The sequence below is a fragment of the Alcaligenes nematophilus genome (assembly GCF_026344155.1).
GTDB lineage: Bacteria > Pseudomonadota > Gammaproteobacteria > Burkholderiales > Burkholderiaceae_B > Alcaligenes > Alcaligenes phenolicus.
The window spans coordinates 208,495-230,353 of the sequence record NZ_JAPKMZ010000001.1; the positions used below are offsets into that span (position 1 = coordinate 208,495).

Below are 21,859 nucleotides of genomic sequence, written 5' to 3' on the forward strand. Positions count from 1 at the left end.
GTTTATGACGACAAATCCCTTACTGGTTCCTATCGACAGCCTTATTGACTATCCCGCCATCCAGCCCGAGCACATCGAGCAGGCGGTGGACCAACTGCTGGCCTTGGCCCGCCAAGCCGTAGACACAGTCTCCAACGACGCTAGCGAACCCAGTTGGGACAACATCGTCGAGCCCATCACCGACGCCACCGAAACCTTGTATCGCGCCTGGTCGGTGGCCGGTCACCTGAACTCGGTCATCAATACGCCCGAACTGCGCACGGTGTACAACCAATGCCTGCCGCGCATGAGCGAGTTCTCGACCTGGGTGGGCTTGAACCGTCCTTTGTTCCTGCGTTATCAGGCGCTGGCCGACAGCCCGGCCTTTGCCACCCTGACGCCCCAGCGCCAACGCATCATTACCCTTGCCCTGCGCGATTTCCGCCTGAGCGGCGTGCAACTGGAGGGTCAGGCGCGTGAAGACTACGCCCGTATTTCCGAAGAGCTGGCACAGACTTCGCAGCAATTCTCCGAGCACGTGCTGGATGCCATTGATCAGTGGCATTACCTGGTCACTGACCAGGCCGAGCTGGACGGCATCCCGGACGATGTGCTGGCCGCTGCTCAACGCGCTGCTCAGGAAAACGATCAGCAAGGCTGGCGTCTGACGCTGAAAATGCCTTGCTACCTGCCTGTCATGCAATACGCACGCAACCAGACCTTGCGCGAGTTGATGTACCGGGCCTATACCACCATTGCCTCCGATCAAGGCGATGCCCAATTTGATAACTCCCAGGCCATTGAAACGCTGCTGGACCTGCGCGCCCAGGAAGCCAGCCTGCTCGGTTTTGCCAGCTACGCCCATATGCGTCTGGAAACCCGCATGGCCGACACCCCGGAACAGGTGATGAGCTTCTTGCGCGATCTGGCTGCCAAGGCTCGCCCTTACGCCCGCCAGGACCTGGACGAGCTGCAAGCCTTCGCCAAAAAGGAGCTGGGCCTGGAGACCCTGCAAGCCTGGGATGTGCCGTTCAGCGCTGAACGCCTGCGTGAACAGCGCTACGCCTACTCGGAAGACGAGATCAAACAGTACTTCACGGAACCCGCCGTTCTGAACGGCCTGTTCAAAGTCATTCAGCGCCTGTTTGACGTGACACTGCGCGCCGCTGACGTGCCTGCCTGGCATCCTGCCGTACGCCCCTTTGAAGTCATGGCTTCCGACGGCAAAGTTCTGGGTTATCTGTACATGGACCTGCACGCCCGCCAAGGCAAGCAAGGCGGTGCCTGGGTCGATAGCGAACGCAGCCGTCGCCGTCTGGGTGAACAGCTGTGCCTGCCTATTGCCTACCTGGTATGCAACTTTGCCGAACCCCAGCCCGGTCGCCCCGCCCTGCTCACGCATGACGATGTGATCACCCTGTTCCACGAGTCCGGCCACGCCCTGCACACTCTGCTCTCGCGTGTGGATGATCCAGCCGCCTCGGCCTTCTCCGCCGTGGAATGGGACGCCATCGAATTGCCTTCGCAGTTCATGGAAAATTTCTGCTGGGAATGGCCTGTGGTGCAAATGCTGACGGCCCACGTGGAAACCGGCGAGCACCTGCCCCGTGCGCTCTACAACAAGCTCAATCTGGCCCGCAACTTCCAAAGCGGCATGCAAATGGTGCGCCAGCTGGAGTTCTCCCTATTTGACATGCTGATCCACTCGCGTGACAGCGGCCTGAGCATTGAAGCCGTCATGGAGATTCTGGATCAGGTTCGCCAGGAAGTCGCCGTGCTGTTCCCGCCTGAGTGGCACCGTTTCCCGCATCAGTTCTCGCACTTGTTTGCGGGTGGCTACGGCGCGGGTTACTACAGCTACAAATGGGCTGAAGTCCTGTCCGCCGACGCCTACTCGGCCTTTGAGGAAAAAGCCTATACCCACTCGGATGGGGCACGTGATACCCTCGACAGCAATACGGGCCATCGCTTCTGGCGCGAGATTCTGTCCGTAGGGGGCGAACGCCCGGCTGCCGACTCCTTCCGTGCATTCCGTGGCCGCGATCCTTCCATTACCGCCCTGCTCCGTCACAGCGGGCTCACTCCAGAGCCTGCTTAAACCCAGAGGACGTCCATGACACCCAGCCCAGTAAAGTCCATTCTTGTCTTGTTTAAACAGTTTGGCCTGACACTGGCGCTGGGCTTGTTCCTGCTAGGCAGCGCTGCCGCTGCCAATCTGCATCCCGTACGTGGCTTTCTGCCCGATCTGCGTTTTTCCCTGCAAGCCGCTGGCCCCAAAACCGTCACCCAGGATGACTTCAAGGATAAAGTCGTCATGATGTTTTTTGGCTATGCCAGTTGTCCGGATATTTGCCCTACCACCTTGGCCCAGCTGGGCCTGGTCATGGAAGAGCTGGGGAACGATGCCGAGCAGGTGCGCATCCTCTTTGTCAGTGTTGACCCCCACCGCGATACGCCCGACTCCCTGGCCCGTTATGTGGCCGCCTTTGATGGCAAGCACACCACCGGCCTGACAGGCTCTGAAAAGCAGATTGCCGATCTGGCCCGTCGTTACCGAGTGGCCTTCCAGATTGAAAAACCCGATCCCAAAGCACCCGAAAACTACGAGGTCTCGCACAGCCGTGGCGTATATATCTTCGATCAGCAAGGCAGAGCGCGATATCTGGCACCGGACACCGAGTCGGTGCAGGTTCTGGCGGATGGAGTACGCAGTCTGCTGAACTAAACGAGCTTGGCCCTGAATCAAACCTCAGATCAGACTGGCCAACAGCGCCCTCAACACAACAACAGGCAAAGCATCGGGGCGGGTGTTCCCGTGCCTGGTTAGACACAGGAACACCCGCCCCCTTTGGTATCAGCCTCCGTGTCGTGTGCTCTGACGTTCAGCCACCAGATCCTGCACCATGGACTTGGGCACTTCCGCGTAGCGTTTGAACTCCATGCTGTACGTTGCACGGCCCTGGGACATGGAACGCAGCGTAGTGGCATAGCCAAACATCTCGGACAAAGGCACTTCCGCCTTGATCAGCTTGCCCGCTCCCACCATGTCATCCATACCCTGCACCATGCCACGACGGCTGGACAGATCCCCCATCACATTGCCAGCATAGTCCTCAGGCGTTTCCACTTCCACCGCCATCATGGGCTCCAGGATCACGGGTGACGCCTGTTTGGCCGCTTCCTTGAAACCAAAGATCGCCGCCATCTTGAAGGCTTGCTCGGACGAGTCCACGTCGTGGTAAGAACCGAAGGTCAGTGTCACTTTCACATCCACCACGGGATAGCCCGCCAGCACACCACTGTTCAGGGCCTCCAGCACGCCTTTTTCCACCGCCGGAATGTATTCACGCGGAACCACCCCGCCCTTGATGGCGTCGACAAACTCAAAGCCCTTGCCCGCCTCTTGCGGCTCCAGAGTGAAGACCACATGGCCGTACTGTCCTTTACCGCCAGATTGACGCACAAACTTGCCTTCGACATCGCGCACGGTCTTGCTGATGGTTTCGCGGTAGGCCACTTGTGGTTTGCCCACATTCGCTTCCACGCCGAACTCGCGCTTCATGCGATCCACAATGATCTCCAGATGCAGCTCGCCCATACCGCCAATAATCGTCTGGCCCGACTCCTCGTCCGTGCTGACACGGAAGGACGGATCTTCAGAAGCCAGGCGCGAGAGCGCAATCCCCATCTTTTCCTGATCGGATTTGGTCTTGGGCTCCACAGCCTGACGAATCACCGGCTCGGGAAACTCCATGCGCTCCAGGGTGATAATGGCCGAAGGATCACACAAGGTTTCCCCTGTGCTGACCTCTTTCAGGCCAACGCAGGCGGCAATATCACCGGCGTGCAGTTCATCGACTTCATGCCTGTCATTGGCATGCATCTGCACAATCCGGCCAATACGCTCTTTCTTGCCACGGCCGGGAATATAGACGCTATCGCCCTTGGCCAGCACACCGGAATACACACGCACAAAGGTTAACTGGCCGACATACGGGTCCGTCATCAGCTTGAAGGCCAATGCCGAGAACTTCTCATTGTCGTCAGATTGGCGAGTGACGATTTCGCCAGCCTCGTCCACGCCTTGCACTGCAGGCACATCTACGGGAGAAGGCAGCAGTTCCACCACCGCATCCAGCATGCGTTGCACACCCTTGTTCTTGAAGGCCGAGCCACACAGCATGGGCTGAATCTCCCCAGCAATAGTGCGCAAGCGCAGGCCCAACGTAATCTGGGCCACGCTCAGATCACCCGTTTCCAGGTACTGATTCATCAGCTCTTCATTGGCTTCGGCCGCCGCTTCCAGCATACGCTCGCGCCATTGCCTGGCCGCAGCGAGCAAATCCGCAGGGATGTCCTCAAAACTGAACTTCATGCCCTGAGAGGCCTCGTCCCACACAATCGCTTTCATCAAACGCAGGTCGATCACGCCCTTGAAGCCATCTTCAGCCCCCATAGGAATCACCACAGGCACGGGATTGGCCTTGAGGCGGTCCATCATCATCTGACGTACGCGAAAGAAATCCGCCCCGACGCGGTCCATCTTGTTGACGAAGGCCAGGCGCGGAACCTTGTACTTGTTGGCCTGACGCCAAACCGTTTCAGATTGCGGCTGTACCCCACCGACCGCGTCATACACCATGACCGCGCCGTCCAGCACGCGCATGGAGCGTTCAACCTCGATGGTGAAATCCACGTGGCCGGGGGTGTCGATGATATTGATGCGGTGCTCGGGCAGCGAGCCATCCATGCCTCGCCAAAAGCAGGTGGTGGCCGCCGAGGTAATGGTGATACCACGCTCCTGCTCCTGGCTCATCCAGTCCATAGTGGCCGCCCCGTCATGCACTTCCCCCAGCTTGTGACTGACGCCGGTGTAGAAAAGAATGCGCTCGGTCGTGGTGGTTTTGCCAGCGTCAATATGCGCCGAGATACCAATGTTCCGATAGCGAGTGATGGGTGTATGGCGAGCCATGATGATTGTCCTTGGAGTCGTCCTGCCTTGCAATGCAAGGCACCTGGGCTCCTGTTGTTTCAGTGGTTGATAACAATCAGATAGTACGCCTACAATCGTACCATTAACAAGATTTTTTCCACGCGTCGTGCATCCACACCACAGCGCGAAAACGGTACGTGGACACAGGTACAATCACCGCGACGAATAATGACAGGACTCGATATGCTTCCCAATCATCCCGAGCGCGCACAGATTCGCTTGGAAAATGTACTGACTGCCCTGGGCAATCCCTTGCGTCTGGCCGTTGTGCGTGCTTTGGCCTCTGAAGGCGAACGCGCCTGTGGCTCGCTACTGCAAGGCCAAACCAAATCCACCATGACGCATCACTGGCGCGTCCTGCGTGATAGCGGCGTAATCTGGCAGCGACCTTCTGGACGAGAGAACCTGCTGTCGCTGCGCAAGGACGATCTGGAGGACCGCTTTCCCGGCCTGCTGCATTCCTTGCTGGGCGCTCTGGAAAATGACCCGGTAACCGAGGCGACCACCGCGCAGCATCTACAAAACGCCGCTAAATACTAAAAGCACCCTGAAAATCAAACTGCCCGCCAAAGGTCGGATCAATGTCCAACTTTTGGCGGGCAGTTCACAGACAGGATCAGGATTCTCGGGACAAGAACCCAAGCACGGAATCAGACCCGTTCAAACGGGCTTACTTGCCGCGCAAAGCTGATTGAGCACCGCGCAGCGCCGTACGCAAGCCCTCTTCCAATACGGGGTGGTAGAACGGCATGGCCAGCATCTGATCCAGGGTCAGCCCCATCTGCAAGGACCAGGCCAACAAATGGGCGATATGTTCGGCTTGAGGCCCGACCATCTCGGCTCCCAGGAACTTGCCTTCCTTATCCGCATACACATGCAGCAAGCCACGGTTGACCAGCATCACGCGAGCACGGCCCTGATTGCCGAAGTTCACACTCCCTGTCACCGCGCCTTCTGGCAGGGATTTAAAGGGCGTGCCAACCACGGCCACCTGTGGATCCGTGAACATCACTGCCATGCGCGCACGACGCGCCATGGGCTTGTCCTGGCCATTGCTGACGGCCTGCAAAGCGGCCAGACGACCATCATCCGCTGCCTCGTGCAAGATAGGCGCACGCTGGTTCACATCACCGGCCAGATAAATAGAAGTGCCTTTCAGCTGCAGGCTGGCAGGGTCATACACTACTCGTCCTTTGCTATCCCACTGTGCAGGGGTATTGTCCAGCCCCAAATTATCCAACTGTGGTCTGCGGCCTGCGGCACCGAGAACGTAGTCGTAATCCTCGACCAGTTCCTTGCCATCCACCTGCAAGCGCACGCGCGCCTTGCCATTGACGACTTCGCTGCCCAACACGGTTACGTCAGCGCGAATGTTCAGTTCCTGATTGAAAATCGCTCGTCCGGCTTCACGCACTTCGGGATCCGAAAGCCCAGCCAGGCTCTGGCTGCGGTTGATAATGGACACCTTCACGCCCACACGCGCCAGCGCCTGACCCAACTCCAGGCCAATCACGCCCGTACCGACAACCAGCACGCTTTCCGGCAAATCCGTCCAGTCAAAAACATCCTCGTTATTGATCAGCAAAGCCTCCAGCGGCTCCAGCTCCTTGGGGCGCACGGGTGTAGAGCCAGTGGCGATAATCACGTGCCCTGCGGTGATACGGGTATGGTCATCCACTTCCAGCACATGCTCGGACACAAAGCGGGCATGACCACGCACTTTGTCTTCGGCATCAAAGCCTTCCACATCGTCCACCACAAATTGCACAAAGCGATCCCGCTCGCGACGCACGCGATCCATGACCTCTTTGCCTTCAATGCGGATATTGCCGTCTACGTGAACACCGAAAGGAGCGGTATGGCGGGCATGATGGGCAGCGTCCGCTGCTGCGATCAGCAATTTGGATGGCATGCAGCCAACACGTGCGCACATGGTGCCATAGGGGCCTGATTCAATCATCAGCGTTCGTTTACCGGCGCGTTTGGCCGTACGATACGCTGTCATGCCTGCTGTCCCCGCTCCAATCACGGCAACATCACACTGAATTTCTTTCATAACCGCTCCTTGAGTCCATACTAAGGCAATCAGGGGCCTGATGACCTGCCCGACCACCCGTTCTACAATGTGCAGAATTGACTCTTTCAATCATAACGCAGTCCCCTTGCACTGCCCGAGGAAAGCCCATGCTGATTAGTGAAGCGGCCCGCGTAACCGGCCTGACACCCAAAATGATCCGGCACTATGAAGATCTGGGACTCTTGAATAGTGACCGTGCCCCCAATGGCTACCGCGTCTACCAGGATCAGGACCTGGATACCTTGCACTTTATTGTTCGCGCCAAGGACCTGGGTTTCAATCTGGCGGACATTCAGCAACTGACCAGCCTGTGGCGCGACCAGCAACGTCCCAGCAGCGAGGTCAAGCAACTGGCCCAGGCTCATATCAAGGATCTGGAAAGCCGCGCGGCCCTGCTGCTGGACATGGCCGCCAAGCTGCGTGTGCTGGCTGAACAATGCCAGGGGGACCAACATCCAGATTGTCCGATTCTGGATGGTTTGGAGGGAGCATGCTGTCATACAGATGGCTCGACCAAGGCTCAATCGCATAAACCTGCCCATCAGAAAAGCAATACAGCCAAGCTTTAGGACCTGAGAGCGGGTTTAGACAGGCAGGAACCAAGACAAGGGAGCGGGGAACAGGACAGGAAGCCAACGCCTCCCACTGCTCCTCCAGCCTGCATCACTTACTGAGCAGGAGAAGACAAAAAAGCCTGAGTTCAATGACGAACTCAGGCTTTTTCTTCACAATCGCGAACTTGGCTCGCGCAGGCTACCCGCAAATTTAAGCAGACTGCCACTCCGTCACAAACTTTTGTGGTTCGGGACGCTGGGCAGGACCCAGATTGTGAATAGGCGTACCCACCGACACAAAACCCAGGAATTGGTAATCCAGGGAATCGAAGCCCAGGGCTTCCGGAACTTCTTCACCATAGGTGCCCAGGCCAGTGCTCCAGAAAGCGCCAAAGCCCAACTGGTGAGCCGCATGCAGCATATTGCTGACGGCTGCGCCCGTTGCCAGAACACGCTCCAGTTCAGGGATTTTTTCTTCACCATGATCGATGTGGCTGGCTACAGCAATCAGCATGGGCACTTTGGCCAGCCAGGCGCGGACGCTGGCAGCTTTCTGCTCGGTCAAGGGATTACCGGCGCGCTCATTGGCGGCAATGGCCAGTTCGCCCAGAGCCTGCACGTTTTCACCGCGGATCAGGCAAAAGCGCCATGGCTGCAAACGGCCATGGTCAGGAGCGACCATGGCAGCGCGCAAAATCAGGTCCAGCTCTTGCTCGTTCGGCCCGGGGCCTTGCACCAGCTTGACGGAGCGGCGGGACAATAGGGAATCAATGGTACTCATAGTGCTTCCAGAATCAGTTAAGAGTGCCCTGCCCAGATGGCAGGGCTCAGTCAGGCTTGAGCAGGAGCGCCCGCTTGCACCAGCAGGGCTTTCATGTCGCGCACGGCTTTTTCCCAACCGTCAAAGACAGCCTGGGCAACAATGGCGTGACCAATATTAAGCTCCGTCAGCCCCGGCAAGGCGGCAATCGCTTGTACGTTGCCGTAGTGCAGGCCATGACCCGCATTCACACGCAGACCTTGCGACACACCTTGAGCAATACCGGCACGGATACGCTCCAGTTCGCTGGCGGCCTGCTCGGGCGTTTGAGCATCCGCATAGGTGCCAGTGTGCAGTTCGATCACAGTGGCACCCACGTCACTGGCGGCTCGGATTTGCGCCGGGTCGGCATCAATGAACAGCGAGACACGAATGCCAGCAGCCTGCAATTGCTGCACAGCAGCCTTGACCTGGTCCAGATGACCGACCACATCCAGACCACCTTCGGTCGTCAGTTCAGCACGGTGTTCAGGAACCAGGCAGACATCGTCCGGTTTGATACGGCAGGCAATGTCCAGCATTTCGGTGGTGATGGCGCATTCCAGATTCATCCGGGTACGCAGTACGGGGCGCAGGGCCTCGACGTCGGCATCCTGAATATGACGCCGGTCTTCACGCAGATGTAAGGTGATCAGGTCCGCTCCGGCTTCTTCTGCTCGCAAAGCGGCCTGAATTGGATCAGGGTATGTGGTCAGACGCTGCTGGCGCAGCGTCGCCACATGATCGATATTGACGCCCAGTTCTAACATTCCCCAAGGACCTCCGTAGTTTCAGGGATGAATGACCAGACGTATTATCGCCTGTTTACTCCGGTGCTGTCCCAGTGGCCTGGGTCTTTGTTTCAGGCTTGACGGTTTCAGCTGTCCAGCCGCCACCCAAAGCCTTGTACAACTCGACCCGGTTCATCAGGGATGCCAAGCCAGTCTGAATATAGGCTTGACGCGTACCGTACAGGCTGACTTCCGCCGTTTGCACCTGCAGGAAGCTGTCTATACCCACTTCGTAACGCAGCTTGGCCAGACGCAAGCTTTCGCTGGCAGCCTGATCAACCTCTTGCAAGGCGTCGATCTGCTGACCGTAGGTGGCTTCGCCCGCCAGAGCATCAGCCACTTCGCGGAAGGCTTCCTGAATGGTTTTTTCATACTGGCTGATCGCAATGTCACGACGAGCCTCGGCCAGATCCAGATTGGCCCAGGTACTGCCCGAGAGCAGCGGCATGGTAATTTGCGGCTGGAATTGCCAGTAACGGTTACCCGAACTGAACAGACCACCCAGCTCGGGGCTCATGAAGCCCAGCAGACCGGTCAGGCTCAGACGCGGGAAGAAAGCAGCGCGTGCTGCCCCGATGCTGTAGTTGGAACCACGCAAGACGTGCTCGGCGGCCAGAATGTCAGGACGACGCTCCAGCAATTCTGCCGACAACCCTACAGGCAAGCTAGGCATCAGCTGAGCACGGGTAAAGGGCAAGCCTGCTGGCAAGTCAGCCGGTATTTCACCGCCCAACAAGACCTGCAAGGCATTGAGTGCACGCTGACGATCACGCTCGACAGCCTGCATATCGGAACGCACGGTGTTGTATTGCACCTTGGCCTGGTTCAGGTCCAGCGCCGACACCGTACCGGCATCGTAAGAAGACTGCACCAGGCGCAATGTCTCTTGACGGCTGCGCAAGGTATTGCTCATCAAAGCATGCAGTTCTTCGGCCGTACGCACCTTGAAGTAGGCTTCGGCGGTGCCCGCCACCAGGGCGATATGGGCGGTACGTTGGGCCTGCTCGGTGGCAAAGTACTGTTCTTGAGCAGCACGAGCCAGATCACGCACTCGACCAAAGAAGTCCAGCTCGAAAGCAGTGATACCGACACCGGCCTGGAACGTACGGGTTACGGGGGCCGAAGTTGGGCCACCTGGACGCAGTCCAGCCGGTGTGTGGGTGGCCTGCTCGGCCGCCTGCACACCAATGCTGGGCAACTGGTCACTGCGTGCCACGCCGTATTGCGCGCGAGCTTCCTCGATGCGCTGGGTGGCAATACGCAGATCGCGGTTATTCTCCAGAGCCTGCTCGATCAGGGCATGCAGACGCGGATCCGTAAAGAATTCACGCCAGCCCAGATCAGCAGCCTGTGCCGCATCCGCCTGGCCCTGCTGGGCCAGAGGGAATTGTGCGGGCACGGGAGAATCAGGACGCTCGTACTTCGGTGCCAAGGAGCAAGCCGACAAGGCAAACGCCACGGCCAGCACCAAGGGGCTACGTAAAAACATGCTAGACATCAGTGCTGTCCTCCTTGCGAACCGGCCGGCTGTGCAGCTTGTTTGGCCTGTTCTTCCTCGTGCAATCGGGCGGCTTCGCCAAACAGACGAGGTTTGGTTTTAAAGAGCTTAAGGATCACGACAAAGAAGGTCGGCACCAAAAGAACCGAGAGAGGTGTGGCCGCGATCATGCCCCCTAGCACACCCAAACCCACGGCATTTTGACCTGCCGCCCCAGCACCTGTAGACACAGCTAGAGGAGCCACACCCAACACAAAGGCGAACGAAGTCATCAAAATCGGCCGGAAACGTAAGCGGGCGGCCTCCAACGTTGCGTCAACCAAGGTTGCACCACGTGCGTAAGCATCTTTGGCAAACTCAACGATCAGAATTGCGTTCTTTGCTGATAGACCGATCACCGTCACGATACTGACCTGGAAATACACGTCATTAGGCATTCCCAAACCAGAGACCAGCAGCACTGAGCCCAACATGCCCAACGGCACAGCCAGCATCACTGATAGCGGGATAGCCCAGCTTTCATACAAGGCGGCCAGGATCATGAACACAACCAGTACAGCCAAGCTCAGCAAGATACCTGACTGACCAGCAGCCTGACGCTCTTGATAAGACAAGCCAGTCCAGTCCACCCCTAATCCATTGGGCAATTGCTTCATCAGATTTTCCATTTCCTCCATGGCTTGACCCGAGGTATAGCCAGGAGCAGGACCACCACTGATGCGGACGGATTCGTAACTGTTATAGCGCACAATCTGTACCGGCCCCTGCTCTGTCGTCTGAGTGACAAAAGCCGAAAGCGGGACCATCTTGCCTTCGCTGTTGCGAGCATTGAGCTTGAGCACATCATCAATAGTCATGCGATATGGCGCATCGGCTTGCACCCAAACACTCTGTACACGACCTTGGTTAGTGAATTTGCCCACAAAGGACGAACCTAAAGAGCCAGCAATCAAGGCAGATGCCTCATTGAAGTTGACACCCAAAGCAGCCGCTTTTTCACGATCAATTTCCAGACGGATCTGCTTGCCAGGTCCTAAGCCAGTGATACGCACGCTTTGCGGGTCAAACACAGGACTTTGCTTGGCCAAACTCAATAGTTGGTCGGCGGCTGCCATCAAAGCGTCGTGCCCCATGCCAGAACGGTCCTCCAACCGCATATCAATACCCGAGGAGTTACCCAGAGCAGAGATAGCGGGCGGCACGATCGCAATCACCATGGAATCAGGCAGACCGAACAGCAATTGGCCCATGGCCTTGCCTGAAATGGCTTGAGCCGAGTTTTCCTTGCCTTTACGTTCGTTGAAGTCTTTCAAGGGCACAAAGGCAATAGCCGAGTTCAAACCACTACCGTTAAAGCTGAAGCCCTGAACGGCAATGATATTTTCAACCTGAGGCTGCTCCTTGAAGTAGTTCTCTACCGCGGAGATGGTTTCAATTGTACGGTTGGCCGTCGAACCGGCTGGCAGCTCGATGTTAGCAATCACGTAGCCCTGATCTTCTTCGGGCAAAAACGCGGTCGGCATGCGCATGTACAGGAAGCCCAACACCAGCACCATGATCAGGTAGATGAACATCATCCGGCCACCACGACGCAGAGTCTTACCGATAAAGCTCTCGTAGCCGTTGGTGGTGCTGGTAAAAACACGATTAAACCAGCCAAAGAAACCGCGCTTGGTTTCGTGATGACCCTTTGGAATCGGTTTAAGCAAGGTTGCGCACAAGGCAGGAGTAAATGTCAATGCCAAAAGCCCGGAAAAGCCAATTGACACCGCCATGGCAACCGAGAACTGCCGGTAGATCACACCCACCGAGCCAGACATAAATGCCAAGGGCAGGAAAACCGCCGACAACACCAAGGTAATACCGACAATAGCGCCACTAATCTGCGGCATAGCTTTCTTGGTGGCTTCCTTAGGAGAGATCCCCTCCTCGACCATGATACGTTCGACGTTCTCCACCACCACGATCGCGTCGTCCACCAAAATACCAATGGCTAACACCATCGCAAACATGGTGAGCACGTTCACAGACATGCCTAACACCTGCATTACCGCGAACGCACCCAAAATCGCCACTGGCACTACCAATGCGGGAATTACCGTATAGCGTACGTTCTGCAGAAACACGTACATCACGATAAATACCAGCACCATGGCTTCCAGCAAGGTGTACACCACCTGTGTAATGGACTTATCCACGTAGGGCGAAGTGTCGTAAGGAATATCGTAACGTACGTTTTGGGGGAAAAACTCCGACAGTTTTTCCATTTCGACCTTAATAGCCGCTGCGGTATCCAAGGCGTTAGCCTCAGGCAATAAGGAAATAGCAAAAGCGGCCGTAGGCTTACTATTCAGACGAGCGCCAAACTGATAGTTATCTGCCCCCACTTCCACACGCGCGACATCTTTAATGCGCACGGTCGAACCATCAGACTGCGAGCGCAGAATGATATTTTCAAACTCTTCGACCGTTTGCAGTTGACCATTCACCGTAATAGGCGCAGCTACTCGTTGACTGTCCGGATTAGGAGGGCCGCCCAAAATACCAGCCGACACCAGCATGTTCTGCTGACGAATCGCCGTAGTAACGTCTGAGGGGCTCATCTGGAAGCCCACTAACTTGGCAGGATCCAACCAAACGCGCATTGCCCGACCCGAAGCAAATAGCTGGAATCGAGCCACGCCAGGAACACGAGAAATCGTGTTCTTGATATTGCGCTCGATGTAATCAGCTAAAGCAGTCTGGTCCATGCTGCCGTCTGTCGACGACAGGGTAGCCACCAGCAGAAAACCGGTACTGGACTGTTCGACATGCAGACCTTGCTCCATAACTGCCGTCGGCAAGGACGCGGTAATGTTGCTGACCCGGTTCTGGACGTCCACCTGAGCCATGTCAGGATTGGTGCCAGGACGGAAAGTAGCGGTGATTTCGGTCGAGCCGTAGGAGTCACTGACGGACTCGTAATACAGCAGGCCTTTGGCACCGTTCAACTGATCTTCGATCACACTGGCTACCGTGCTGGCGACGTCTTCCGCCGTTGCGCCTGGATAGGTCGCCCGAATGGTGACCGAAGGGGGTGCCACATCGGGATACTGCGCTACTGGCAAATTGGGCAAAGCCAATAAGCCAAATAGCGTGATCGCCAAGGCAACGACCCATGCAAAAATGGGCCTTTCAATAAAAAACTGAGGCATGTCGCTTACTCGCTAGACTTGGCTTCGTTTGGCTCAGCAGCGGCGGCCGGTTCCTGTGCGGGGGCCGCGTCAGGAGCAGGTGCTGCATCGGGTTTGTTGCCCTTCCAAGGAATCGCCTGGACGGGGGCACCGGGGCGGATTTTCTGGAAGCCTTCGACAATGATCTGATCGCCGGCTTGCAAGCCTTTGTTCACCACGTACTGACCATCGTTCTCAGCCCCCAGTACAACCGGTACAGACTGAGCCTTGTCTTCACGAACTATGTAAAGATTAGAGGCACCATCCGCGGTGTACTGAACAGCCTGCGCGGGCACCAGCAAGGCATCCGGAATCACACCTTGTTCCAGACGAACGCGTACGTACATACCGGGCAAGAGGATTTCGTCAGGGTTCGGGAACACGGCACGCAAGGTTACTTGCGAAGTGGAAGGATCCACGCTGACACCGCTAAACAGCAAAACGCCATCTTGATCGTACAGGGAGCCATCTTCCAGCACGGCCTTGGCTTTGGCCTGGCCTTCACCAGCCGACTTCAACGTACCAGCAGCCATGGCACGACGCAGTTGCGTCAGCTCAGCGGTGGAACGCGTCACATCTATATAGACACGGTCCAGTTGCTGCACGGTGGCCATATGGGTGGCGTTGGCGGCAGAAACCAGAGCACCTTCGGTAACCAGGGACTTGCCGATACGGCCCGACACGGGCGACACAATCTTGGTGTAGCCCAGATCAATATTGGCGCTGTCCAGGGTCGCCTGTGCAGCGGCAATGGCGGCATCGGCCTGCATGGCGCGGGCCTTGGCGTTGTCGTAATCCTGGCGGGAAACCGCATTTTCCTTGATCAGACGCTCGTAACGCTGCGCCAATTGCTTGGCACTTTGTGCGTCAGCCTGGGCGTTTTTCAGCTGGGCTGCAGCTTGATTACGAACTGCACGGTACGGAGCCGGGTCAATGGTAAACAAGAGCTGGTCTTGTTTGACATCAGCGCCCTGCTCAAAGTTGATCTCTTCCACAATCCCGGAAACACGGGCGCGGATTTGTGCATCTTTAATTGCTTCGACTCGTCCAGGCAGCTCGGAGAACAACTCGGTAGAAGTCGGTTGGACGGTAATCACACTGACCGGGACCTTCATCCCGCCGGCCGGAGCTTGAGGCTCTTTGTTGCCGCAAGCGGCGAGCAGAACCAAGGAAGAGAAGGCAGCAATACGAAAAGTCTGCCGACCCAACAAGCTTTGAAATGACATGAAGAACTCCTGAGCTAAGCGTTGCATGGGAGTTTAACGCTTAAACTGACTGGATTGTATGGTTTGGACAAGCAGCAAGTATATGTCGAAAAAGCGCAAATCAAACAGGAAAATTTGCGATGAGACTCATTTCGATCCTGCCATTATTTGGCGACTACGATTAGCCAGCTACCCCCTTGCACCCGCTCCGCTGTCTGCCTATGCCAAAAGAACACGTATTATCATATACCTAGGGTTTTTTGAATATAAAAAAACCGCGTTTAACCCCTAGAGTTCACGCGGTTTTCCAAATCCGGGATAGTGCTTTCTAACCTAGCAATAAACTATCGTCGGCTAAAGTCTCACCCCGAACCCGCTCGAACATCTCCAGCAGATCTCGCACATCCAGGCCTTGACGCTGTTCACCACTGACATCCAGAACCACCTTGCCCTGGTGCAACATGACCGTACGATCACCCACATCCAGAGCCTGACGCATACTGTGCGTGACCATCATGGTGGTCAGGCCACCTTCACGCACAATACGATTGGTCAGTTGCAAAACAAAGTCAGCCGTACGCGGGTCCAGCGCCGCCGTATGCTCGTCCAGCAGCAAGATCTTGGAAGGCCGCAAGGCCGCCATCAACAGGCTGACGGCCTGACGTTGGCCACCGGACAACAAACCGATGCGGTCTGTCAGACGGTTTTCCAGACCCAGACCCAAGGTTTCCAGACGCTCTGCAAATTCAGCGCGCATGGAGTGACGCACGGCACGGCTCAGCCCACGGCGGCTGCCACGGCAGGTGGCCAGCGCCATATTTTCTTCAATGGTCAGATCTTCACAGGTACCGGCCATCGGATCCTGAAACACACGTGCTACCCAATTGGCTCGCTCCCAGACCGGGCGGCGAGTCACGTCTACCTTGTCGATCATGATTTGGCCATCATCAACAGACTGGTCGCCCGAGATCGCATTCAGAAAAGTAGACTTGCCCGCACCGTTGGAACCGATCACGGTCACGAACTGCCCTTCGGGAATGGTCAGGGACAAACCGCGCAAGGCACGGGTTTCAATGGGCGTACCCGGATTAAATGTCAGGGACAGATCTTTTGCTTCTAACATTACTGGGCCCCCTTCTGTTTACGAGCACGCTTTTTCTTGAGCAATGGAATCACCAGTGCCACGGTAACCAGCAAAGCGGTGACCAGGTTCAAGTCCTGCGCTTTCAGGCCGATCACATCGGCATTCAGAGCCAAAGCAATAAAGAAGCGGTACAGAATCGCACCCAGCACCACGGCCAAGGTGGCGTAGAACAGTTTGCGTGCGGGCAAGATGCTTTCACCCACAATCACGGCAGCCAGACCAATCACGATGGTCCCGATGCCCATGGAGATATCCGCCCCACCCTGCGATTGCGCAAACAAGGCACCGGCCAAGGCCACCAAGGCATTGGAAATAGCCATGCCCAGCAAAAGCATATTGCCAGTTGCCACACCTTGAGCACGGGCCATACGCGCATTGGCGCCGGTAGCGCGCATGGCCAGGCCAGTTTGCGTACCGAAGAACCAATCCAGCGCCAGTTTGGCAATGATTACCAACCCAATCAGCATCAAGGGACGAGCAATATAGTCAGCGATGGATTCGGGCTGCAGAATCGTGAAGACCGTCGGCTCCATGATCAGGGGCACATTGGGACGGCCCATGATGCGCAGGTTGATGGAATACAAGGCGATCATCATCAGAATACTGGCCAGCAGATCCATGATTTTCAGGCGTACGTTCAACCAGCCAGTAATCGTGCCGGCAATGGCACCAGCAAAAGTGGCCACTACAGTCGCCAGGAAAGGATCATTGCCCTGGCTGATCAGGATGGCGGCAACCGCCCCACCCAAAGGAAAACTACCATCGACCGTCAGGTCAGGAAATCGCAGGATGCGAAAAGAAATCAGAACACCCAGAGCAACCAGTCCGAAAATCAGACCAATCTCCAGGGCCCCCCACATTGAATAAATAGACATATTGTTGGACGTCTAGGATACAAAAGAAACAGGCGGGCAGCTTGTGGCAACCCACCTGCAAGAAGCAGTCAAATCAGGCTTATTCGACGATTTTTGTTGCGGACTTCACGAAGTCCTCGTTAAGCGAAACGCCTTGGCGCTTGGCAGCGCCCGGATTGACATACAGTTCCAGATTGCTGCTGGTTTCAGAAGCCATATCACCGGGTTTTTCACCCTTCAGAATACGGATCACCTGTTGACCGGTCTGCAGACCCAGGTTGTAGTAGTTCACGCCCAGAGCTGCGATAGCACCACGGGCCACACTGTCGGTGTCCGAAGCGATCAAAGGCACTTTGGCGTCCACGCCCACCTTTACCAGGGACTCGTAGGCCGACACCACGTTATTGTCGGTATTGGTGTATATCACATCGACCTTGCCCACCAGGCTACGAGCAGCCGCCCCCACGTCCACGGTACGAGGCGCGGTGGCTTCCACCAGCGTCATGCCGTGCTTGGGCAGCAATTCTTTCATTTCTTTAACGACCACGGCGGAGTTGGCTTCGCCAGGGTTGTAAACCATACCCACGCGCTTGGCATCAGGCACGACTTTCTTGATCAGATCCACCTGGGCTTCCAGTGCCAGCGCATCGGACACGCCTGTCACGTTGGTGCCCGACGGTGCCATGCTGGGCACCAGGTGTGCCACCACAGGATCGGTCACGGCCGAGTACACCACAGGGATAGTCTTGGTTGCCGACACCACGGCCTGCGCCGAAGGAGTGGAAATGGCCACAATCACGTCAGCCTTGTCACCGACGAACTTACGAGCGATCTGAGCCGCAATCGCAGGGTTGCCCTGGGCGGTCTGAAACTGCCATTTGAAGCCGGAGGCTTCGTTATAGCCAGCATCGGTCAGCGCTTTGTGTACTCCATCCTTAATGGCGTCCAGAGCCGGATGTTCCACAATCGACGATACCGATACAGATTGCGCATGAACTGCAGCGCCCGACATCAATCCTACACAAGCCAAAGCGGCCGCCACCTGATGCACCGATCTGATCAGTTTCATCCAATACTCCTTAGATGCAAAAAAACGAAAATTTTAGGTGTTTAGTCTAACGCGAACGACAGGACTTTGACCCTTCAGGTAATCCCTGCCCCGCTCCCCTACTGGTCCTGCATCTGGCGACGGAACGAGAGCAGTTCCCTGGCCCAACGTGTAGCCGGCAAACCATAATCGGCCTGCACTTGTTCGGCCCGACTCAGCAGCTCTCCGGCTGTCATCTCCAGTGTGCTGCCTTTGAAGGCCAGAACCACCTGATTGCCCTCGTCCATTTCAGGCAAGAGCAATACTTTGCCATTAAAGGCTTCACGAATGTTGTCAATATTATGTTTGAAGCTGGGATGGGCACCAAAAAGATTCACCGTCATGATGCCTTCATCATCCAGAACCGCGCGGCAATCCTGATAGAACTCCAGACTGTCACGTACCGGGCCTTCGGCATGCGCGTCGTACAAGTCCACCATCAAGGCGCGATACTGACTGTGCTGATCGCTATCCTGTACCCAGACACCGGCGTCAGCCTGATCAATCAGAGACCGTGGGCTGCGCGGCAGCCGGAAGAAAGCATTGCACATGCCAATCACCGACGGATTCCACTCCACCGTCTGTACCTGACTGCTGGTCTGCTTCAGGCAGAAACGCAGCAGGGAACCCGCCCCCAGCCCCAGAATAGCCAGTTTGTGCTCGGGTTTGGGGTCTTCCATAAATAGCAGCCAGGCCATCATTTGTTGTGTGTAGGCCAAGACCAATTCAGCGGGCTTGCGAATACGCATTGCACCTTGAATCCACTCCGTTCCAAAGTGCAGATAACGGATCCCTTCGCTTTCCGACAACGTAGGACTATCGTCCCCCTGCTCACCAGCCATGAAACTCTTCCTTGCAAAGCAGTCAGGCGGCCCGGCTCACACGGGAGCAACGTGGCACCCCACATAATCCTGAACCTGGATATGGCCTGACGACAGAGAAAACAGCGCCGGAAGGCGGCATTGCGCCACTTCCGGCGTTTTTTAGCAAGGCGCCATCATAACAGCGATCACTTGATGGGGAACGGCTCACTGACGTTCGATAATCATGGCTACTCCCTCGCTACCACCATGACACATGGTGACCAGAGCATACCGCCCCTGGATGCGCTGCAACTCATGCAAGGCCTTGACTACCAGTGCCGCTCCTGTCGCCCCCAAAGGATGCCCCATGCTAATGCTGCCGCCATTTGGATTGACTCGCTCCGGATCAAAATCCAATTCTTTGGCAACGGCGCACACCTGTGCTGCAAAGGCCTCATTGGACTCGATCACATCAATATCGGCTACCGTCAGTCCCGCCCGCTTGAGCGCCAAGCGAGTCGATGGCACCGGCCCCATTCCCGCAAATTGAGGGTCCACGCCCGCATGCGCCCATGAGCGCAGCTTGCCCAGGGGCTTCAAGCCTTGACGGCGTGCCTGCCCCTCTTCCATCATCAGCACCACCGCCGCCGCATCCGCCAGACCCAAGATATTACCGGCCGTCACCGTCCCCCCGTCGCTCTGGAAAACAGGCTTCAAGGCGGCAAGCTGCTCCAGACTGCCATCATGCCGAACATGCTCATCCTGCTCGAAGATGCTCCCATCGTGGGCCGCCAGCGGGACGATCTGCTCCTTAAAGTACCCATTTTCAATGGCACGAGCCGCTCTACGGTGCGACTCCAGGGCCAACTGATCTTGCTCACAGCGGGACACACCGTATTTTCTGGCGACATTCTCCCCCGTCACCCCCACATGCTCCCGAGTCAAAGGACTGATGAAAATCTCCGACAAGACATCTACCAAGACCACACTGCCCATGCGACTCCCCCAGCGCTGGCTTGGCGCCAGATAAGGCATTCGACTGGTACTTTCAACACCGCCGGCCAAGGCCACCCGAGCCTCACCCAATACAATCGCTTGCGCTGCCGAAATAATGGCCTGCAAACCGGATGCACATAAGCGGTTCACATTCATGGCAACCGCCTCATGAGCCACTCCTGCTTTCATGGAGGCTGCGCGCGCCACATAGACATCCTGGGGCTCGGTCAGCACCACCTGCCCCATCACTACCTGCTCCACCTCCGAGGCAGATACTCCACTTCTGCCCAACACTTCCTGCATGACCGCCGCCCCCATCTCAATGGGGGGCACATTCCGTAACGAGCCACCAAAATTACCAAAGGCGGTTCGACAAGCCTGAACCAGAACGACTTCTTGCATATGAATCTCCTTTTATTCCGTTTTATTCCGATGAGAAAAAACAAGGGCTTCATGCTCAGTCACCCAAGCCATGCATTACTTTTAAAACAATTCAATGCAATTGGCTGGATACGAGGGTCCACTACAAAAACAAATAATCAAGTCGGCGTTTTTATAAGATTTACTTGTATATGCCGAAAAAAAGCCGGAAAGTGACTCGTAGCACTTCCGGCTTTCCTGCGCTTTAAACGAAGCTTAAAGAGAAATAATCAGCAAGGTTCAAGGACGCTCGAAAATCGCCGCAATCCCCTGCCCACCACCAATACACATGGTGACCAGCGCGTAACGACCTTGGACACGCTGCAGTTCATGCAAGGCCTTGACTGTAATAGCGGCGCCGGTCGCGCCAATAGGGTGGCCCAGGCTGATACCACTACCATTGGGATTCACACGTGCCGGATCCAGACCCAGCTCACGCACAACTGCGCACGCTTGGGCGGCAAAAGCTTCGTTGGACTCGATCACATCCAGATCCGACACGCTCAAACCGGCGCGCTCCAGTGCCAGACGGCTGGCTGGCACTGGCCCAATACCCATAATGCTGGGATCCACCCCGGCATGCCCCCAGGACACCAGCTTGGCCAAGGGCTTCAGCCCACGCTGGCGAGCTTCTTCCGCGCACATCAGCAAGACAGCGGCTGCACCGTCATTCAGGCCCGAGGCATTACCTGCCGTAACACTGCCGCCTTCAGGCATGAACACAGGTTTCAGGCCGGTAAAGTTTTCCATCGTGGCGTCCAGACGTACGTGCTCGTCCTGATCAAACACGATCTCGCCCTTACGGCTTTTCTGGATAATGGGCACGATCTGCTCTTTAAAATAGCCCTGCTCGATCGCGCGACGGGCACGCTGGTGCGATTCCAATGCCAGCTCGTCCTGATCGGCTCGGGTCACGCCGTATTGGCGGGCCACATTTTCGGCCGTAATGCCCATATGAACGCGATCAAAAGGATCCGTCAGTGCACCAGTCATCATATCCATCATGACCGAGTCCCCCATGCGAGCGCCCCAGCGATGAGCACTGGACATATAGGGCGCACGGCTCATGCTTTCTGCTCCGCCTGCCAAAGCCACCTTGGCATCACCGACCAGAATGCCCTGCGCGGCCGACACAATGGCTTGCAGACCAGAACCGCACAAACGGTTGACGTTCATGGCCGGTGCTCCGTGGCCCACGCCCGCCTGCACCGAAGCCACACGCGACAAGTACATATCGCGTGGCTCGGTTTGAATAACCTGCCCCATCACTACATGCTGAACGTCTGCCGCCGATACGCCACTTCTGTCCAGTACCGCGCGCAATACCGTGGCTCCCATTTCGATTGGCGACACATTCTTCAGTCCCCCACCAAAATCACCAATCGCGGTACGGCATGCCTGGACTACAACCACTTCTTTCATATGAATCTCCCTCAATCCCATTGGG

Annotated in this window: 17 protein-coding genes; 4 read left to right on the forward strand and 13 right to left on the reverse strand. The window is 56.6% G+C overall.

The features are described from left to right. The first annotated feature begins 4 nt into the window (after positions 1–4). Entirely contained in the window at positions 5–2,077 is a 2,073-nt protein-coding gene (locus OSH04_RS00970; protein WP_266107773.1) for a M3 family metallopeptidase, read from the forward strand. Positions 2,078–2,092: 15 nt separating this feature from the next. After that, a complete protein-coding gene (locus tag OSH04_RS00975; protein WP_266107774.1) occupies positions 2,093–2,704 on the forward strand; it encodes an SCO family protein in 612 nt (203 codons plus the stop codon). 129 nt (positions 2,705–2,833) lie between these two features. On the opposite strand, the gene fusA is transcribed toward OSH04_RS00975, so the two are convergent. After that, the gene (gene fusA / locus OSH04_RS00980) at positions 2,834–4,951 is read right to left on the reverse strand and encodes an elongation factor G (protein WP_254001887.1); all 2,118 of its coding nucleotides are present in this window, start codon (positions 4,949–4,951) and stop codon (positions 2,834–2,836) included. Between the two features lie 204 nt (positions 4,952–5,155). On the opposite strand from fusA, the gene OSH04_RS00985 reads away from it, so the two are divergent. After that, a complete protein-coding gene (locus tag OSH04_RS00985) occupies positions 5,156–5,512 on the forward strand; it encodes an ArsR/SmtB family transcription factor (RefSeq protein ID WP_266107775.1) in 357 nt (118 codons plus the stop codon). 130 nt (positions 5,513–5,642) lie between these two features. On the opposite strand, the gene OSH04_RS00990 is transcribed toward OSH04_RS00985, so the two are convergent. Further along, a complete protein-coding gene (locus tag OSH04_RS00990; protein ID WP_266107776.1) occupies positions 5,643–7,028 on the reverse strand; it encodes a dihydrolipoyl dehydrogenase in 1,386 nt (461 codons plus the stop codon). 128 nt (positions 7,029–7,156) lie between these two features. Here OSH04_RS00990 and OSH04_RS00995 point away from each other — a divergent pair, with 128 nt between their 5' ends. Then, positions 7,157–7,618, forward strand: coding sequence for a MerR family transcriptional regulator (locus OSH04_RS00995; protein ID WP_266107777.1), 462 nt, complete (start codon positions 7,157–7,159; stop codon positions 7,616–7,618). A 196-nt stretch (positions 7,619–7,814) separates the two neighbouring features. On the opposite strand, the gene OSH04_RS01000 is transcribed toward OSH04_RS00995, so the two are convergent. The 11 genes from OSH04_RS01000 to OSH04_RS01050 form a co-directional block, all read right to left on the reverse strand. Beyond that, positions 7,815–8,384 (reverse strand): nitroreductase family protein, encoded by a 570-nt coding sequence (locus OSH04_RS01000; RefSeq protein ID WP_266107778.1) that lies wholly within the window; start codon positions 8,382–8,384, stop codon positions 7,815–7,817. 50 nt (positions 8,385–8,434) lie between these two features. Then, a complete protein-coding gene (gene pdxJ, locus OSH04_RS01005; protein WP_009457072.1) occupies positions 8,435–9,172 on the reverse strand; it encodes a pyridoxine 5'-phosphate synthase in 738 nt (245 codons plus the stop codon). A 55-nt stretch (positions 9,173–9,227) separates the two neighbouring features. Then, positions 9,228–10,691, reverse strand: a complete 1,464-nt coding sequence (locus OSH04_RS01010) for an efflux transporter outer membrane subunit (protein WP_266107779.1) — start codon at positions 10,689–10,691, stop codon at positions 9,228–9,230. Further along, a complete protein-coding gene (locus OSH04_RS01015) occupies positions 10,691–13,885 on the reverse strand; it encodes an efflux RND transporter permease subunit (RefSeq protein WP_266107780.1) in 3,195 nt (1,064 codons plus the stop codon). The genes OSH04_RS01010 and OSH04_RS01015 overlap by 1 nt, the downstream gene beginning before the upstream one ends. Positions 13,886–13,890: 5 nt before the next feature. Next, a complete protein-coding gene (locus tag OSH04_RS01020; RefSeq protein ID WP_035271764.1) occupies positions 13,891–15,129 on the reverse strand; it encodes an efflux RND transporter periplasmic adaptor subunit in 1,239 nt (412 codons plus the stop codon). A gap of 307 nt (positions 15,130–15,436) precedes the next feature. Next, positions 15,437–16,231: an ABC transporter ATP-binding protein gene (locus OSH04_RS01025; protein ID WP_009457077.1), complete on the reverse strand. Its 795-nt coding sequence runs from the start codon at positions 16,229–16,231 to the stop codon at positions 15,437–15,439. Beyond that, positions 16,231–17,127: an ABC transporter permease gene (locus OSH04_RS01030; RefSeq protein ID WP_009457079.1), complete on the reverse strand. Its 897-nt coding sequence runs from the start codon at positions 17,125–17,127 to the stop codon at positions 16,231–16,233. The genes OSH04_RS01025 and OSH04_RS01030 overlap by 1 nt, the downstream gene beginning before the upstream one ends. A 79-nt stretch (positions 17,128–17,206) precedes the next feature. Then, the gene (locus tag OSH04_RS01035; protein ID WP_009457081.1) at positions 17,207–18,175 is read right to left on the reverse strand and encodes an ABC transporter substrate-binding protein; all 969 of its coding nucleotides are present in this window, start codon (positions 18,173–18,175) and stop codon (positions 17,207–17,209) included. A 98-nt stretch (positions 18,176–18,273) separates the two neighbouring features. Continuing rightward, a complete protein-coding gene (locus OSH04_RS01040; protein WP_035271766.1) occupies positions 18,274–19,035 on the reverse strand; it encodes a class I SAM-dependent methyltransferase in 762 nt (253 codons plus the stop codon). A 186-nt stretch (positions 19,036–19,221) separates the two neighbouring features. Next, positions 19,222–20,394, reverse strand: a complete 1,173-nt coding sequence (gene bktB, locus OSH04_RS01045) for a beta-ketothiolase BktB (RefSeq protein ID WP_266107781.1) — start codon at positions 20,392–20,394, stop codon at positions 19,222–19,224. Positions 20,395–20,652: 258 nt separating this feature from the next. Continuing rightward, positions 20,653–21,834: an acetyl-CoA C-acyltransferase family protein gene (locus OSH04_RS01050; RefSeq protein WP_266107782.1), complete on the reverse strand. Its 1,182-nt coding sequence runs from the start codon at positions 21,832–21,834 to the stop codon at positions 20,653–20,655. Between the last annotated feature and the right edge of the window lie 25 nt (positions 21,835–21,859).

Excerpts from the sequence above, each read along its gene's own strand:
- pdxJ (WP_009457072.1), bottom strand. The coding sequence starts at position 9,172 with ATGTTAGAACTGGGCGTCAATATCGATCATGTGGCGACGCTGCGCCAG.
- OSH04_RS00970 (WP_266107773.1), top strand. The coding sequence starts at position 5 with ATGACGACAAATCCCTTACTGGTTCCTATCGACAGCCTTATTGACTAT.
- OSH04_RS00995 (WP_266107777.1), top strand. The coding sequence starts at position 7,157 with ATGCTGATTAGTGAAGCGGCCCGCGTAACCGGCCTGACACCCAAAATG.
- OSH04_RS01030 (WP_009457079.1), bottom strand. The coding sequence starts at position 17,127 with ATGTCTATTTATTCAATGTGGGGGGCCCTGGAGATTGGTCTGATTTTC.
- OSH04_RS01040 (WP_035271766.1), bottom strand. The coding sequence starts at position 19,035 with ATGGCTGGTGAGCAGGGGGACGATAGTCCTACGTTGTCGGAAAGCGAA.
- bktB (WP_266107781.1), bottom strand. The coding sequence starts at position 20,394 with ATGCAAGAAGTCGTTCTGGTTCAGGCTTGTCGAACCGCCTTTGGTAAT.
- OSH04_RS01015 (WP_266107780.1), bottom strand. The coding sequence starts at position 13,885 with ATGCCTCAGTTTTTTATTGAAAGGCCCATTTTTGCATGGGTCGTTGCC.
- OSH04_RS00975 (WP_266107774.1), top strand. The coding sequence starts at position 2,093 with ATGACACCCAGCCCAGTAAAGTCCATTCTTGTCTTGTTTAAACAGTTT.
- OSH04_RS01025 (WP_009457077.1), bottom strand. The coding sequence starts at position 16,231 with ATGTTAGAAGCAAAAGATCTGTCCCTGACATTTAATCCGGGTACGCCC.
- OSH04_RS01035 (WP_009457081.1), bottom strand. The coding sequence starts at position 18,175 with ATGAAACTGATCAGATCGGTGCATCAGGTGGCGGCCGCTTTGGCTTGT.
- OSH04_RS01020 (WP_035271764.1), bottom strand. The coding sequence starts at position 15,129 with ATGTCATTTCAAAGCTTGTTGGGTCGGCAGACTTTTCGTATTGCTGCC.
- OSH04_RS01050 (WP_266107782.1), bottom strand. The coding sequence starts at position 21,834 with ATGAAAGAAGTGGTTGTAGTCCAGGCATGCCGTACCGCGATTGGTGAT.
- fusA (WP_254001887.1), bottom strand. The coding sequence starts at position 4,951 with ATGGCTCGCCATACACCCATCACTCGCTATCGGAACATTGGTATCTCG.
- OSH04_RS00985 (WP_266107775.1), top strand. The coding sequence starts at position 5,156 with ATGCTTCCCAATCATCCCGAGCGCGCACAGATTCGCTTGGAAAATGTA.
- OSH04_RS01000 (WP_266107778.1), bottom strand. The coding sequence starts at position 8,384 with ATGAGTACCATTGATTCCCTATTGTCCCGCCGCTCCGTCAAGCTGGTG.
- OSH04_RS01010 (WP_266107779.1), bottom strand. The coding sequence starts at position 10,691 with ATGTCTAGCATGTTTTTACGTAGCCCCTTGGTGCTGGCCGTGGCGTTT.
- OSH04_RS00990 (WP_266107776.1), bottom strand. The coding sequence starts at position 7,028 with ATGAAAGAAATTCAGTGTGATGTTGCCGTGATTGGAGCGGGGACAGCA.